The following is a 16473-nucleotide window of genomic DNA, read 5'->3' as shown; positions in this document are numbered from 1 at the left end:
GTCACCGCATCTCGCGGACCGTGCGCGAGCTGAGGATGCCGATCGCCGTCACCGCCAGGACCGCAGCCGAGACGGCGAACATCGGGGCGGTGCCCGACTGCGCCAGGGCTCCGCAGACGATCAGGGAGAGCGGGGCGACCGCGTAGCCGATCACCATGTCCACCGAGATCACCCGGCTCAGCACCGAGCCGTCGATCGTGCGCTGGATCCAGCTGAGGCCGAAGACCCCCTGGAAGCCCATCCCGAAGCCCATCGCCAGGACCGTCGCGAGAGCCCCCGCGGTGTTGCCGACGAGGCCGAGCAGGCCCGTGCCGATCGCGAGCCAGCCCGCCAGCGCGGCGATCAGCAGGCCGATCCGGGGACGGCTGCTCACGGCCCCGCCGGCCAGGGTGCCCAGCATCGCCCCGCCGGCCAGCGCGCCGTTGAGCAGGCCCAGGGTGGCCGAGCCGCCGTGCAGGTCGACCTTGGCCAGGGTGGCGAAGCCGACGGTGAACGGTCCCGCCTGGCAGAAGGTCACCGCCGCGTCGACGGCCAGGATGGTACGGATCCGCGGGTCCTCGAAGGCGTACCGCAGCCCGGCGCGGATCCGGGCGCCCAGCGAGACCTCGGCCTTCGGCGGACCCGCACTCCCGGCCGGTCCGTCCGCCGCCGGGCCCTCCCCCTCGGCGACGGGGCGGGGCAGTGGGCGGATCCCCGCGACGCACAGGCCGCAGAGCGCGAAGCACACCCCGTCGACGAGGAAGGCGATGGGGGCGTTGGAGAAGGCCACCACCATGCCGCCGACGGCCGGCCCGAGCACGGCCGCCACCTTGGTGCCGACGGCGAGCAGGGCGTTGGCCGGGGCGAGCTGCTCCTTGTCCACCACCGAAGGCAGGATCGACGCCCGGGCCGGCTGGAAGAACGCGTCGACCGCGCCGAAGGCCGCGGCGGCGCAGCACAGCATCCACAGCGTCAGGGATCCGGCCAGGCCGGCCAGGCCCACGGCCGCCATCAGGGCGGCCCGGGCCCAGCTGGAGAGCTTCATCAGGGTCCGCGAGGACCACTTGTCGCTGAGGGAGCCGCCGACCAGGGTCAGCAGGGCCCGCGGCACCGCCTGGAGGGCGAGGACGTAGCCGAGGGCCAGCGTGGACTGCGTGAGACCGAGGGTGATCCAGGAGAAGGCGATGTAGCTGAACCCGTCGCCGAGCAGGGACAGGGACTGCCCGAGCCAGAGCAGCCGGAACGACGGCAGCCGGGCGGGGGCGCTCAGCCGCTCCCGCGCGCCCACCAGGGTGGAAGCCATGAACAAATCCCCTTCGTAGGGCCGGCCGTGGTCAGTAGCGGACGGGCAGGGCCGTCAGCGCGCGGTTGAGGAGGGAGGGCTGCCAGGTGTGCTGCTGGTCGAGCAGTTCCAGCCCCGGGTACTCGCGGACGAGTACGTCGACCACCGCGCCCGCCACCAGCCGGGCGAAGGCCGCCCCGATGCAGAAGTGCGCGCCGAAGCCGAACCCGAGGTGCGAGGCGCTGCCGCGCCGGACGTTGAACTGGTCCGGGTCGGGGAAGCGGGCCGGGTCGCGGTTGGCGGCCGCCGTGACCAGGAACAGCCGGTCCTCGGCGCGGACGGAACGTCCGTCGAGGTCGAAGTCCCGGGCGGCGGTGCGGACCGACATCTTCGAGGGGCCGTCGAAGCGCATGGCCTCCTCGACCGCCATCGACACCAGGGCCGGGTCCTCCCGTACGGCGGCCAGCTGCTCGGGGTGCTCCAGCAGGGCGAGCACGGCGTTGACGATGAGGTTGCTGGTGGTCTCGCCGCCGGCGAAGGCCATCTGCGTCAGCATCCCGACGAACTCCTCCTCGCTGACCGACTTCCCGATCTGGCCGCCCGCCAGCACGGCGCTGATCAGGTCGTCCTTGGGGTCGGCGCGGCGCTGTTTCACCAGGTCGGCGAGGTAGTCGTCCAGGTTGACCAGGGACTGGAGCGAGGTGCGGTACTCGCGCTCCTCCTGGGCGGCCCCGAGGACGAGGTCGCCCACCCGGGCGTTCCAGTACCAGAAGGACGGGCCGTGCGCCTGGGGGACGCCCAGCCAGCGGGCGAAGACGAGGGCGGGCAGCGGCCGGGCGATGTCGGCGACCAGGTCCCCGATCCGGCCGGGGACGGCGCGCCGGGTGAGCATGGCGCGGGTGGCGCGCTCGACGAAGGCCCGGTAGCGGCCGATCGAGCGGGCCGCGAACTGTTCCTGGAACACCTGGCGCAGCCGCCGGTGCTGCGGGGCGTCGTTGAACACCATCCAGCGGGACAGGATCCCGAAGGCGCGCTCGGCGTCCTCGCGGGCGCCCTCCGGCACGGCGTCCATCAGCGGGCGCACCCGTTCGGCGGAGACGGCGGGGGCGCGCAGGCAGTGCATCAGCTGGGCGTGCCCGGTGACGAGCCAGGCCCGGTGCATGGCGGACCAGTACACGGGGTCGTGGTCGCGCAGGGAGTTGAGGTACCCGTACGGGTCCGCGTTGACGGCGGGGTCGAGGAGGTACCGCTCGGTGAAGGCGGCCGCCGGGGCCGGCGGGCCCGTACGGGTCACCGCGGCCGGCGGGGTGGACTGCGGGGCGGTCTGCGGCGTGGTCCGCCCGGTGATCGGGCACACCAGCGGGGACATGTCCGCGGTCGCGGTCGCGGTCGTGCTCGCGTTCGTGTTGGTGTTCGTGTTCGTGTTCGTGGTCAGGACGGTCATCGGCGTGCCTCCGACTGGATCCGGCCGAGCACGGCAGCGGTCTTGTGCATCAGCCGTTCGGACATCATGGACATGTGGTCGCCTTCGGTGACGTGGACGGTCAGCCCGCCGAGCGCGATCCCGCGCCAGCGCTCGACGTAGGTGCGGAAGTCCACGTCCAGCCCGGGCATCGGTTCGCCGTCGGGCAGTTCCGCGGCCGCGCTGCCCACCAGGAGGTGGACGTGGCCGGGGTAGGGGCGCAGTACGTAGTCGGACAGGGCGGTCAGCAGCGAATGCCAGACCTCGATGGGGGCCTGCTCCACCAGGGCCGCCTCGCCGGGGCTCATACCGGCCCCCAGCAGCAGGTCGGTGAGCTCGGCCACGGCCGCGTCCCGCTCCGGGGACGGCGGCAGCGTACGGACGCGGTCGCGCATCCGGAGCCCCCGCTCCATGTCCCGGCCGACCGCGGCGAGGCGTTCGCCGGCCGCCGGGTGGGGCAGGTGCGGCTCGATCAGCGTCAGCGGTGCGACGGTGTGACCGGCCTCGTGCAGCTGGGTGGCCATCTCCAGGGCGATGTTGGCGCCCATGGACCAGCCCAGCAGGTCGTGCGGGCCGTGCCCGCCGTGGGCCGCGATCTCGGCGGCGTAGTTGGCCGCGATCCCGGCGATCGTGGTCGGGTCCACCCCGCCGAGCAGGCCGCGGGCCTGGAAGGCCCGGACCGGCTGACCGGGCGGGAGGGCCCGGGCGAGCGGCACGTACCAGGCGCCGCTGCCGCCGCTGGGGTGTACGCACCACAGCGGGGTGCCGTCGCCCTCGCGCAGGCGGACCTCCGAGGTGACGGCCCGGGCGCCGGGAGAAGTCTCCGCGGCCCCCGCCGCCTGCGTGGCGCGGGCGGCGAGCCGGGCGATCGTGGGCAGTTCGAGCAGGTCCCGTACGGAGACGCTCAGCCCGCGGGCGGCGGCCTGCGCGGCGACCCGGACGGTGGAGAGCGAACTGCCCCCGAGGGCGAAGAAGTCGTCGTGGACACCGACCTGCTCGATGCCGAGGACCGTGCGCCACACCTCGGCGAGCACCACCTCGGCCGGCGTGCCCGGGGCGGCGTAGTCGGTGGCGCTGCCCGGCCGGTCGGCCGAGGGCAGCGGCAGGGCCTTCTTGTCGACCTTGCCGCTGCTGTTGACCGGCATCGCGTCGAGGAAGACGAACCGCGCGGGGACCATGTACGCGGGCACCTTGGCCCGCAGCGCCCGGCGGAAGGGCTCGACGACGGGTGCTGCGCCCTCCTCGGGTACCACGTACGCCACCAGCGCGGGCTCCGGCAGGTCCCTCCGCAGCAGGACCACCGCCTGCTGCACCTCGGGCAGTTCCCGCAGCCCGTGCTCGATCTCGCCGAGCTCGATGCGGAATCCGCGCAGTTTCACCTGGCTGTCGCGGCGGCCGAGGACCTCCACGGCGCCGTCGGGCAGCTGGACGCCGATGTCCCCGGTGCGGCACAGCCGGCCGCCGGGGGCGCCGTACGGGTCGGGGACGAACGCGGCGGCGGTCAGGTCGGGGCGGTTCACATAGCCCCGGCCGATGGCCCGCCCGCCGAGGTAGACCTCGCCCTGCACCCCGACGGGAACCGGCTGGAGGTCCTCGTCGAGCACGTAGACCTGGGTGTTGCGCATCGGCCAGCCGATCGGCGGGCGCTTGCAGTCGGGCCTGAGGAGGGTGGAGACGGACCACACGGCCGTCTCGGTGAGCCCGTAGACGTTGTAGAACCGCCGTCCGCGCGCCCACTTCTGGGCCAGTTCGGCCGGGCAGGCCTCACCGGCCACCTGGAGGATCCGGATCGCGGGGAAGCGGTCCTCGCCGAGGGCCGCCAGGGCGCTCGGGGCCAGCATGGCGACGGTGATCCCGTAGTCGAGCAGGGTGCCTGCGAGGTCGGCGCCCGCGCGCAGCGCCTCCCGGGGCGGGGTGCACAGCTGGGCGCCGTTCGCCAGGGCCCAGGTCAGATCCATGATGGAGACGTCGAAGCTGAGGGAGGCGAACTGGAGCACCCGGTCGGCGGGGGTCACGGGGAACAGGTCGCGCTGTCCCTCCAGCATGTTGGTCAGGCTGCGGTGCTGGATGGTGACGCCCTTGGGCGTGCCCGTGGAGCCCGAGGTGTAGAGGATGTAGGCCGCGTTGTCCGCGGTGACGGCGAGCGCCGCAGCCGGGACCTCGACGGGCGCCGCCCAGGTCGCCGGATCGTCCACGACCAGGGTCGGGCCGTCGAACGGCACCGTACCCAGCAGCGAGGACTGGGTGATCAGCACCGGCATCCCGCTGTCCCGGGCGATGAACTCCAGCCGGTCGGCCGGGTGCTGCGATTCCAGCGGCAGGAACGCCCCGCCCGCGCGGAGCACACCGAGCACGGCCCGGACCATCTCCGGACCCCGGTCGAGGCAGATCCCGACCGGCACCTCCGGACCGACCCCGAGCGCACGCAGCCTGTCCGCCAACTCACTTACGGAGACGTCCAGTTCGGCGTACGTGACCTCCTGCTCGCCTTGCCGGACCGCCACCGCGCCGGGCGTGAGCACGGCGTGCTCGGCCACGCACTCGTGGAACATGAGCGAAGTGTTCGGCAGTTCGGGGCCGCGGCCCCACTCCTCCAGCGCCCGCATCCGCGCCTCGCCGGCCAGCGTCGGCGCCGTGACCGCGGCCTCGGGCCGCGCGGTCATCGACTTCAGCACCCCGCACATCAGGTCGGCGAGCTGCTCGGCGGTGGCCGGGGCCAGGTGGTCCGGGTCGACATCGAGGGTGAAGGACTCCACGCTCGCGTTGAGCATCAGCGGGAACGCCGTGCGGGCGATCTCCAGCGAGTCGTCCCAGCTGTCCCCGGACAGCCGGTGGAAGTTGACGTAGTTGAAGAGGGTGTCCGCCAGGCTCGGCTCACCCGGCCGCAGCTGCGCGAGGCGGGCCAGCGGCACCCTGCGGTACGGGAGCATCTCCTGCTCGGCGGCGAACGCCGCCTTCAGGTACTCCAGCCAGCTGCCCCGGGGACGCCGGACGCCGAACGGCACGGTGTTGAGGAACAGCCCGCGCATCCGGTCGGCGCCGGGCACCTCGGGCCGGCCGTTGGTGACCAGGCCGACCGAGTGCCCCTCGGCGGAGCCGTCGCGCTCGGCGAACAGGCTCATGGTGTGGTGGAACGCGGAGAGCAGGACGGTACGGCGGGGCACTCCGGCCAGCCGGGCCAGCCGGCCGATGGGCTCGGCGAGGGCCGCGTACGAACGGCGCACCTCGTGCACGAACTGCCCGCCGTCGGCGGCCTCCGTACCGCGCCGGGTGAACCGGATCGGGCTCAGGTCGCCCAGCGCCGAGCGCCAGTACTCCAGGCCCTCCTCGTCGACGAGCGCGGCCCGCTCCAGCGCGACGTACTCGGCGTACGGGGGCGCCGCCGGCAGCTGCGGGGTCAGGCCCTGCGCCACGGCCTGCCGGTGCAGGTCGAGCAGGTCCGCGATCAGCGAGGTCAGGCTCCAGCCGTCGAGCACCACGTGGCAGTCGGTGAGCGTGAGCCGCAGCTCCCGGTCGGTGAGCCGGTGCAGGTGGATGCGGACCAGCGGCGGGGCCGCCAGGTCGAAGCGCCGGGCGAACTCCGCGTCGACGTAGCCCCGTACGGACGCCCACTGCTCCTCGTGGGGCAGAGCGCGCAGATCGCTGTAGCCGACCGGGAGTTCGGCGGCGGCGTGCACCAGCTGGAGCGGCTCGGAGAAGGAGACCAGGTCGATGGAGGACCGCAGGATGCTGTGGCCCCGTACGACGGTGTCCACCGCCGTCTGGAAGGCGGTGAGGTCGAAGCCCTCCGGCACGGTGATCTTGAGGTCGGTGACGTTGTGGTAGGCGCCGCGGCTCGGGTCGGCGAGCATCTCGTGCAGCATGCCGGCCTGGAGCATCGTCAGCGGGTACGCGTCGTCGAGGCCCTGCGGGAGCCGGGCCGCGTCGGCCGGGTCGAGCTGGGAGAAGGGCTCCACGGGCGCGGGGCCGGTGTCCTCGGCGGCCTGCGTCGCCAGCGCGGCGAGGTCGCCCAGGGTGCGGGCCCGGAAGAGGTCCGGGACGCTGAGGCCGAGTCCCGCGGTGCGGGCCTGCCCGATCACGCGCAGGGCCAGCATCGAGTCGCCGCCCAGGTCGAAGAAGTTCGCCGTACGGCTGATCCGCTCGGCGCCCAGCACGTCCGACCAGATGCGGGCCAGCGCCTCCTCGGCCGGACCGGCCGGCGGGACGTGTCCGGCGGGCGCGCCGGCCCCCTCGACGGCCACCGCCACCAGGGACTTGCGGTCCACCTTGCCGTTGGCGGTGATCGGCAGCTTCGGGTGCCGGACGAACAGCGCGGGCACCATGTACCCGGGCAGCGTCAGGCGCAGCCGGTCGCGCAGGTCCGGCGCGTCCAGCGGCCGGCCCTCGGTCAGCACCACGTGGGCGACCAGGCGGGCGCCGCCGTGCGCGTCGGGCCGGGCCACCACCGCGGCGTCCCGTACGCCGGGCAGGGCGCGCAGCGAGGTCTCGATCTCGCCGGGCTCGATGCGGAAGCCGCGGATCTTCACCTGGTGGTCGGCCCGGCCGGCGTACGCCAACTGCCCGTCGGGCAGCACCCGTACCAGGTCACCGGTGCGGTACATACGGGTCCCGGCCGGACCGAACGGGTCGAGGGGGAAGCGCTCGGCGGACAGCTCCGGCCGGTTGCGGTAGCCGCGGGCGACGCCGCCGCCGGCCACGTACAGCTCTCCCACCGTGCCGTGCGGCACCAGGCGGCCCGCCCGGTCCAGGACGTAGCCGTGCTGGCCGGCCAGGGGGCGGCCGATCGGCGAGTACACGGGGGAGACCGTGTCCTCCTCGGTGATCAGCCGGTACGTGACGTGCACGGTCGTCTCGGTGATCCCGTACATGTTCACCAGCGCGGGCCGCTCGCCCTCGGGCACGGCGAACCAGTCGCGGTAGTCGCGGGCGTCGAAGGCGTCACCGCCGAAGACCACCGTACGCAGCGCGAGAGAGCCGAACTCCTCGCCCTGCTGGGTCAGATGGGCCCGCAGCCCCTTGAATGCGGCCGGGGTCTGGTTGAGCACGGTCACGCGCTCGTCGCGCAGGACGGCGTGGACGGCGGCGGGGTCGCGGACCTCGTCCTCGGTCAGCACCACCACCCGGCCGCCGGAGGTCAGCGGGGCCCACAGCTCCCAGACGGAGAAGTCGAACGCGGGGGAGTGCAGGAGCGTCCACACGTCGTCGGCGCCGAAGTCGAAGTGGCGGTCGGCGGCGCCGAGCAGCCAGGCCAGGTTGGAGTGGGTGATCTCGACGCCCTTGGGCTGCCCGGTCGATCCGGACGTGTAGATGACGTACGCGAGGGTCTGCGGCCCGGGGACGGCGCAGTGCAGCTCCTCGGTCTCGTCCGAGGTGTCGTCGGCGGGGCCTTCGGTGGCTTCGTCCAGCGGGATCAGGCCCACCGGCAGCCCCTCCACCGCGGCGCGGCCGACGGCGTCGGCGACCACCCACTCCACCCCGGCGTCGCCGACCGTGAACTCCCGCCGGGCCCGCGGGTGGGCCGGGTCCAGCGGCAGGTACGCCGCGCCCGCCCGCCAGACGCCGAGCAGTGCGACGGCCAGGTCGACCGAGCGGCCCAGGCAGACGCCGACCAGGGACTCCGGGCCGATGCCCGCGGCCCGCAGCCGCCGGGCCAGGGCCAGGGAGGCCGCGTCGAGTTCGGCGTACGTCAGACTGCGGCCGCCGCCGGAGACGGCCACGGCGGTGGGGGCCAGCCGGATCCGCTCGGCCAGGCGCTCCATCGCGAGCCGGGGGGCCGGCTCGGGTGCGGCGCCCGCCGGCGGGCGGTTCGCCGGGCCGTCGGGGCCGAGCAGCGCGGCCCGCTCGTCCGCGCCGAGCAGGTCGGCCATGGCGAGCGGCACGTCCGGAGCCTCGGCGAAGGCCCGCAGCACCGCGACGGTGTGCTCGGCCAGCCGGGCCACCGACGCCGCGTCGAACAGGTCGGGGCGGTAGACGAACTGGAGGCGGATGCGGTCCGCGTCCTCGCTGACGTCCAGCGTCAGGTCGAACTTCGCGGTGGTGAGGTCGATGGGGAAGGCCGTGCCCCGCGCCCCGCCGAGGGCGTACGCACCCTGCCGCGCGGCGGCGGAGTGCGAGAACAGCACCTGGAACAGGGGGTTGCGCGACAGGTCCCGCTCGGGGCTCAGCTCGTCGACGACCCGCTCGAACGGCAGGCTCTGGTGGGACAGCGCGCCCAGGACGCTCTCCCGGGTCCGGGCGAGGAGCTGCGCCGAGGTCGGGTCGCCCGACAGGTCGGTGCGGATCACCAGGGTATTCACGAAGAACCCGGCCAGCTGCTCGATCTCCGGGCGCTCCCGGTTGGCGACGACGGTTCCGATCGCGATGTCGTCCTGGCCGCTGTGGAAGGCGAGCGCCGCCTGGAAGGCCGCCATCAGGGTCATGTACGAGGTGGTGTCGGCCCGGCGGCCGAGCTCGGCCAGGGCCGCCGTCAGCGCCTCGGGGAGCTCGACCGCGTGCACGGCGCCGGCGCAGGTGCGCACGGCGGGACGCGGGTGGTCGGTGGGCAGTTCGAGCGGGGTCAGGCCGGCCAGCGCCGTACGCCAGTGGTCCAGGTCCGCGCTCTCGTCGGCGCCGCGCTGCCAGTGCGCGTAGTCGGTGTACTCGACCGGCGGCCGGGCGGGTTGCGGGGCCCGGCCCTGGGTTCTGGCGCGGTAGCAGGCGCTCAGGTCGCCGGTCAGGATGTCCAGCGACCAGCCGTCCGAGACGATGTGGTGCATGGCCAGGACGAGTACGTGGTCCTCGGCGGCGACCCGCAGCAGGGTGGCCCGGAACGGGGGCGCGGCGGCCAGGTCGAAGGGGCGCAGCGCCACCTCCCGTACGGCCTCGGCGATCGCCCCGGGGCCGCCTTCGCGGACCGCCGCGGGCAGGTCGACCACGTCGAGGCCGGCCGCGGCGTCGGCGGGGAGCACGCGCTGGGCGGGCACGCCGTCCTCGTGGGAGAACACCACCCGCAGCTGCTCGTGGCGGGCGACGAGGTCCTCGATCGCGGCGCTCAGCGCGGCCACCTCCAGGGGGCCGGTGAACCGCCAGGCGGCGGGCATCAGGTACTCGACGCCGCCGGGGTCGAGCTGGTCGAGGAAGTACAGGCGCTGCTGGGCGGCGGACAGGGGGGACTGCGCGGGGCGCGGGTCGAGGCGGGGGATCCCCGCGGGCGCGGCGGCGGCCTTGCCGCGCAGGCGCATTTCGAGGAGGCGGCGGGCCGCCGGGGAGAGACCGCCGGGCGTCGTGGAAGCGGTGGTGGAGGGTTCGACCTGTGCAGTGGTCATCGCAAGTGCCGTCCAATCAAGGCTGGGTTCGAGGCTCGGATCGCGGCGGCGATCAGAAGTCGGAGGTCAGGGACAGGTCGATCTCGTCGTCGCTCATCGAGGAGATCTGGTCGATGAGCTGTCGTTCCACTTCGATGGCGAGCAGCTCGACCGTCGGGTGGTCGAACAGGTCGCGTACCTGGATCGGGCAGTCGAACGCGGTGCGCAGGCGGGACGCGGCCGCCACGGCGCGCAGCGAGTGGCCGCCGAGGGCGAAGAAGTCCTCCCGGATCCCGACCTCGGGCAGGCCCAGGACCTCGGCCCAGATCTGGGCCGTCACCACCTCGGTCGGGGTGCGCGGCGCCACGGACGCGGCCGGCGCGGGCAGCTGCGGATCGGGCAGGGCGGCGGTGTCCACCTTGCCCTGCACGGTCCGGGGCAGGGAGTCGAGCAGGACGAACGCGGCGGGCACCATGTAGCCGGGCAGCAGGGTCCGGCACCAGGCGGCCAGCGCCTCGGCGTCCGGCCCCCGGTCCTGGCCGGCCACGTAGCCGACGAGGGCGCGCTCGCCCCGCAGTTCCCGGACCAGGACGGTCGCGGCGTGCACGTCCGGGTGCTGTTCCAGGACGGCCTCGATCTCGGCCGGTTCGATGCGGAAGCCGCGGATCTTGACCTGGTCGTCGGTGCGGCCGAGGAACTCCAGCTCCCCGGTGGGCAGTCGGCGGACCAGGTCGCCGGTGCGGTAGAGGCGTCCGCCGTCCTCGCCGTACGGGTCCGGTACGAACCGCTGCGCGGTCAGCGCAGGCTGCCCGAGGTAGCCGCGGGCCAGCTCCGGGCCGCCGATCAGCAGCTCGCCCGGCACCCCGACGGGGACCAGCCGGTCGAGCGCGTCCACGACGTACGCCCGGCGGGAACCCAGCGGCCGGCCGATCGCCACCCGGCCCTCGACGGGCGCGGTGACGGTGTGGGCGGTGGCCGAGATGACCGCCTCGGTCGGGCCGTACGTGTTGACGACGGGCACGTCGGGCAGGTGGGCGAACCACCGGGCCAGCGGCGCCGAGGGCAGCGCCTCGCCGCCGGTGACCAGCAGCCGCAGACCCTTGAGGTCCCCGGCGACCGTGTCGAGGCGGGCGACGATCTCCTCCCAGTAGGCGGGGGTGGCCTCCATGACCGTGATGTCCCGGGTGCGGACGGCCCCGGCGAGCTCCTCCACCGACCACACCTCGTCGGGGCGGACCACCACCGAGGCTCCCGCGCCGAGGGCGGGCAGCACCTGCTCCAGCGAGGCGTCGAAGGAGAAGGAGGCGAAGGCGAGGACGCGGTCGTCGGCCGTGATGCCGAACAGCTCGCGGGCCGCGGCGGCGTGCGCGCCCAGCGCGTGGTGCTCCACGCCGACGGCCTTGGGGCGGCCGGTGGAGCCCGAGGTGAAGATGACGTACGCGAGGTCCTCGGGAGAGGGGGTGTGGTGCGGTGCGCCCGGGCCGGGCACGACGGCGTCGACGGGGACGGTCCGCGGTCCGAGCGCGGCGGCCAGCGCATGGGTCGAGGCGTCGCTGAAGACGCTGTGCACGCCCGCCTCGGCGCACATGAACCGCAGCCGTTCCTCGGGCAGCCGGGGGTCGAGCGGTACGTAGACCCCGCCCGCCCGCCAGATCGCGGCCATCGCGGCGACCGAGGCGATGCCCCGGCGCAGGCACACGCCGACCGGCGTGCCCGGCCGTACCCCGGAGGCCGCGAGCGCCCGGGCCAGCCCGCCCGTGAGCCCGTCCAGTTCGCCGTACGTCAGGCTCTCGTCCCCGCAGAGCAGGGCCACGGCGTCCGGCGCGCCCGCCACCGTGAACGGCGCCGCCACCGGGGCGGCCGCCGCGGAGCCCACCACCGGGCCCGCCGCCCCGGCCAGCTCCGCGTACTCGGAGGCGGACAGCAGCTCCAACCGCCCCACGGCCTGCTCCGGATCGGCCACCACCGACTCCAGCACCCGGCCCACGTGCCCGGCGAACCGGGTGACCGTGGCGGCGTCGAAGAGGTCGCTCGCGTACTCCACGTTCAGCGCGAAGCGGTCGGGATAGAGCAGGAAGGTGGCGGTCAGGTCGAACTTGGCCGAACCCCACGGCAGGACGAAGTGCTCCACGTCGAGGCCTTCGACCCGGGGCCCGCCCGCGGCGCTCTCCTGCACGTCGAACATCACCTGGAACAGGGGGTTGCGGGACGGGTCCCGCTCGGGCCGCAGCTGCTCCACCAGCCGCTCGAACGGCACCTCCTGGTGGTCGAAGGCCCCGAGCACGGACTCGCGGACCCGGCCCAGGAACTCCGTGAACGAGGGCTCGCCGGACAGGTCCCCGCGCAGCACCACCGTGTTCACCAGCAGCCCCACCAGCCGCTCCAGCTCCAGCTGTCCGCGGCCCGCGACCGGGGTGCCCACCGCCACGTCCGTCTGCCTCGACCAGCGGCCCAGCACGATCTGCACCACGGCCAGCAGCACCGTGAACCGGGTCACCCCGTGCCGCCGGGCCAGCTCGCCGAGCGCGGCCTCCAGCTCCTTCGGCAGGTCGATCTCGACCGCGCCGCCCCGCCCCGACCAGCCCGCCGGGCGCGGCCGGTCCGTCGGCAGCTCCAGTACGGGCACACCGGCCAGGGCCTCCTCCCAGTACGCCAGCTGCCGCTCCAACACCTCACCGGCCATCCGGTCGCGCTGCCAGACCGCGAAGTCCCCGTACTGGACCGGGACGGGCGGCAGTTCGGCCGGGCGCCCGGCCACCCGGGCGGCGTAGGACTCCGCGAGCTCGCCGATGATCACGTCCTTGGACCAGCCGTCGGTCGCCGCGTGGTGGAAGGCGATGACGGCCACGTGGTCCTCGGGGTCCAGCTCCCACACCCCCGCCCGCAGCAGCGGCGGCCCGGCCAGGTCGAAGCGGCGCGTGGCGTACGGGACGGCCACGGCGCGCAGCCGCTCCAGCCGTACGGCTTCCTCGTCCCCGGGCGGGGCCGACTGCCACACCAGCGGTACGCGGACCCCGTCGACCACCCGCTGCGCGGGCCGGCCGTCCACCTCGACCAGGGCGGTGCGCAGCGCCTCGTGCCGGGCCACCACCTCGTCTAGGGCGCCCTGCCAGGCGTCGCGGTCGAGCCCGCCCCGCATCCGCCACGAGAACCAGAGCACGTACTCGTCGCCGACGTCGGACATGCGGTCCAGGAACCACATCCGCTCCTGCGCGAAGGACAACGGCAGCGGTCCCGAGCGGTCCACCGGGACCACGGTGGCGGCGCCCGCCTGCCGGGCCGCGGCCACCAGCGGGCCGAACTCGCGGATGCGGGGGTTCTCGAACAGGGTGCGCAGCTCCACCTCGCGGCCGAGCCGCTCGGCGATCCGGGAGACGGCCATGGTGGCGAGCAGGGAGTGGCCGCCCAGGTCGAAGAAACCGTCGTCGATGCCGACCCGGTCGACGCCCAGGACCTCCGCCCAGATGTCGGCGACGACCTGCTCGGTGGCGTCGCGCGGCGCGATGAACTCGGCGCCGCCCGCGGCCGCCCGGTCCCGCTCCGCCCGCTCCCCGTCCGGCCGGGCGGCGGGCAGGGCGGCCCGGTCGAGCTTGCCCGAGGCGTTCACGGGCAGCGCGTCGAGCGCAACGAAGTCCGCGGGCACCGCGTAGTGCGGCAGCCGGCCGGCGCAGAAGGCGCGCAGGATGGCTGGCTCCACCGGGCCGTCGGGGCCGGCCACCACGTAGCCGGTCAGGATCTTGCCGCCCTGGGCGTCAGCGCCGACGGCCACCGCGGCGGCCACCACTCCGGGGCACTCGCCCAGGGCCGCCTCCACCTCGCCGAGTTCGATGCGGAAGCCGCGGATCTTGACCTGGTCGTCGGTGCGGCCGAGGAACTCCAGCTCCCCGGTGGGCAGTCGTCGGACCAGGTCGCCGGTGCGGTAGAGGCGTCCGCCGTCCTCGCCGTACGGGTCGGGTACGAACTTCCGGGCGGTGAGGGCCGGTTGGCCGAGGTAGCCGCGGGCCAGCTCCGGGCCGCCGATCAGCAGTTCGCCCGGCTCGCCGACCGGCACGAGCTCGTCGTGCGCGTCGACCACGTACACCCGGCGGGAGCCCAGCGGCCGCCCGATCGGCACCCGGCCGGGGTCCCCGGCCGCGCCGATCTCGTGCGTGGTGGCGGTCACGGTCGTCTCGGTCGGGCCGTACGCGTTGAGCACCCGTACGTGCGGCGCCCGCGCCTGCCAGGCGGCCAGCGCCGCGGCCGGAACGGACTCCCCGCCGAGGACCAGCAGGCGCAGCGGAGCGAGGGAGGCGGCGGTGCGGTCGGTGAGCGAGAAGGCCAGCTCGGCCCAGTACGTCGGCGGCAGGTTCAGCATGGTGATCGCGTACCGCTCGACCACCAGGGGGATCTGCGCGGGCAGCCACTGCTCGTCCGGCCGGACCACCAGGGTGGCCCCGCAGCCGAGCGCGGTCAGCAGCTGGTCCAGCGAGGCGTCGAACGAGAAGGACGAGAAGGCGAGCACCCGGTCCCGGCAGGTGATCCCGAACTCCTCGCGGGCGGCGGCGACATGTGCGTCGATCGCGCCGTGCTCGATGCCGACGGCCTTCGGGCGGCCGGTGGAGCCCGAGGTGAAGATGACGTACGCGAGGTCCCGCGGGCCGGGGGCGTGGTGCGGGGCGCCCGCATCGGATCCCGCGTCCTCCACCCGCAGCACCTGCGGGCCGAGCGCGCCGGCCAGTTCCGCGGTCTCGGCATCGGCGAGGACGCAGTGCAGCCCGGCCTCCTCGGCCATGAACCGCAGCCGCTCCTCGGGAAGCGCCGGATCCAGCGGTACATAGACCCCGCCGGCCCGCCAGATCGCGGTCATCGCGACCACGGACCGGACCCCGCGCTTCACGCACACGCCGACCGGGGTCCCCGGGCCGACGCCCGCCGCGCGCAGGGCGGTGGCCAGACCGCCGCCGAGGGCGTCCAGCTCGCGGTAGCGCAGGATCTTCTCCCCGCACACCAGGGCCACCGCGTTCGGCTCCCCCGCCACGGTGAACGGCGCCGCGGCCGGAGCGGGGCGACCCGAGCCCGCCATCTCGACCAGGCGGGACCGCTCCTTGCCGGGCAACGGTTCCAGGCGCCCGGCGAGTTCGGCCACAGGGGTCTGCGGCGAGGCCGTCACCGCGCGCAGCAGCTCCACGTACCCCTCGGTGAAGCGGACCATCGAGCTCCGGTCGAACAGGGCGGTGGAGAACTGGAGCCGCGCCGCGATGTCGCCGTTGGCGCGCAGGCTCAGGTCGAGGAACACGTCCAGCGGGGTGCCCGTCAGCGGGGTCCGCACCAGGCCGACGTCCAGATCGTCCAGGCGGGCCGCCGAGGGGACGGTGTTCAGCAGGGTGAAGGAGGCCTGTGCGAGCGGGTGGCGGGACAGGTCGCGCTCGGTGACCACCTCGCCGACCACCCGGTCGAACGGCGCCTCGGAGTGCGAGAAGTCCCGCAGGGCCCCCGACCGCACCCGGCCCAGCAGGGCGGCGAAGGTCGGATCGCCGGACAGGTCGGTGCGCAGCACGATCGTGTTCACGAACGGGCCGATCAGACCGGCCACTTCGGCGCGCCCGCGGTCGGCCAGGGTGGTGCACACGGCGATGTCGGAGCGGCCGGAGTAGCGGCCGAGCAGGGCCTGGTACACCGCGAGCAGCAGCATGTAGCGGGTCGCGCGCTGCTCGCGGGCCACCCGGTCGACCTCGGCGACCAGCTCGGCCGGCAGCTCGAAGCGGACCACGTCGCCGGAGCCGTCCCAGAACGCCGGCCGCGGCCGGTCGGCGGGCAGCGCGAGCGGGGCGACCCCGGCCAGCCGCTCGCGCCAGTACCCGAGCAGCCGCTCCATCCGCGGCCCGCGCAGGCGCTCGGCCTCGGTCCGGGCGACATCGGTGTACTGCAGCGGCGGCGCGTCCACGGCCTCGCCCCGGTAGCCGGCGTCCAGCTCGCGCAGCAGCACGTCCCAGGACCAGCCGTCCACCGCGATGTGGTGGACCACCAGGAGCAGCACGTGCTCGTCGGGCCCGATGCGGGCGAGCACGGCCCGCATCGGGTGCTCCTTCGCCAGGTCCAGCGGGCGCGCCAGCTCCCGGTCGAACAGCTCCTCGGTGCTGCCCGCCTCCGTCCGCGCCAGCCGGGTGCGGCCCGCCGGGTCCACCACGGGTACGGGCTCCCCGTCGACGGCCGTGAAGCGGGTGCGCAGCACCTCGTGCCGGTCCACGATGCCGGCCAGCGAGCGCTCCAGGGCCGCGGCGTCGAGGGCGCCGCGGATGCGCAGGGCCAGCGGGAGCAGGGACTCGGCGGAGCCTCCGGTGAGCTGGTCGAGGAACCACAGCCTCCGCTGCGCGAACGACACTCCGTCACCGTCACGTACGACGTCGCCGGCTTCGCTGCCGTGCCTCGCCGGTCCGCCGTGCGCTGCGACAACCTTCACTGTGGGCCTCCAAGCGGTGTTTTCCTCA

General features: G+C 74.7%; 4 protein-coding genes. All 4 read right to left on the bottom strand.

What is annotated here, in order from left to right:
• Position 1: 1 nt before the first annotated feature.
• The 4 genes from ACIQU4_RS31255 to ACIQU4_RS31240 are packed head-to-tail and all read right to left on the bottom strand — an operon-like array spanning position 2 to position 16445.
• On the bottom strand, positions 2-1282 hold the full coding sequence (locus tag ACIQU4_RS31255) for an MFS transporter (RefSeq protein ID WP_403737779.1): 1281 nt from the start codon (positions 1280-1282) through the stop codon (positions 2-4).
• 31 nt (positions 1283-1313) lie between these two features.
• Complete coding sequence (locus ACIQU4_RS31250) at positions 1314-2705, bottom strand: cytochrome P450 (protein WP_403737776.1); 1392 nt, start codon at positions 2703-2705, stop codon at positions 1314-1316.
• Positions 2702-10027, bottom strand: a complete 7326-nt coding sequence (locus tag ACIQU4_RS31245; RefSeq protein WP_403737773.1) for an amino acid adenylation domain-containing protein — start codon at positions 10025-10027, stop codon at positions 2702-2704. Before ACIQU4_RS31245 ends, ACIQU4_RS31250 begins: the two co-directional genes overlap by 4 nt.
• A gap of 52 nt (positions 10028-10079) precedes the next feature.
• Complete coding sequence (locus ACIQU4_RS31240; protein ID WP_403737772.1) at positions 10080-16445, bottom strand: amino acid adenylation domain-containing protein; 6366 nt, start codon at positions 16443-16445, stop codon at positions 10080-10082.
• Positions 16446-16473 lie beyond the last annotated feature (28 nt).

It is taken from the genome of Streptomyces sp. NPDC090741 (genome assembly GCF_044769045.1).
Lineage (GTDB): Bacteria > Actinomycetota > Actinomycetes > Streptomycetales > Streptomycetaceae > Streptomyces.
Note: the sequence above shows the minus strand (reverse complement) of the source record. Positions and strands in the feature narration are given on the sequence as shown.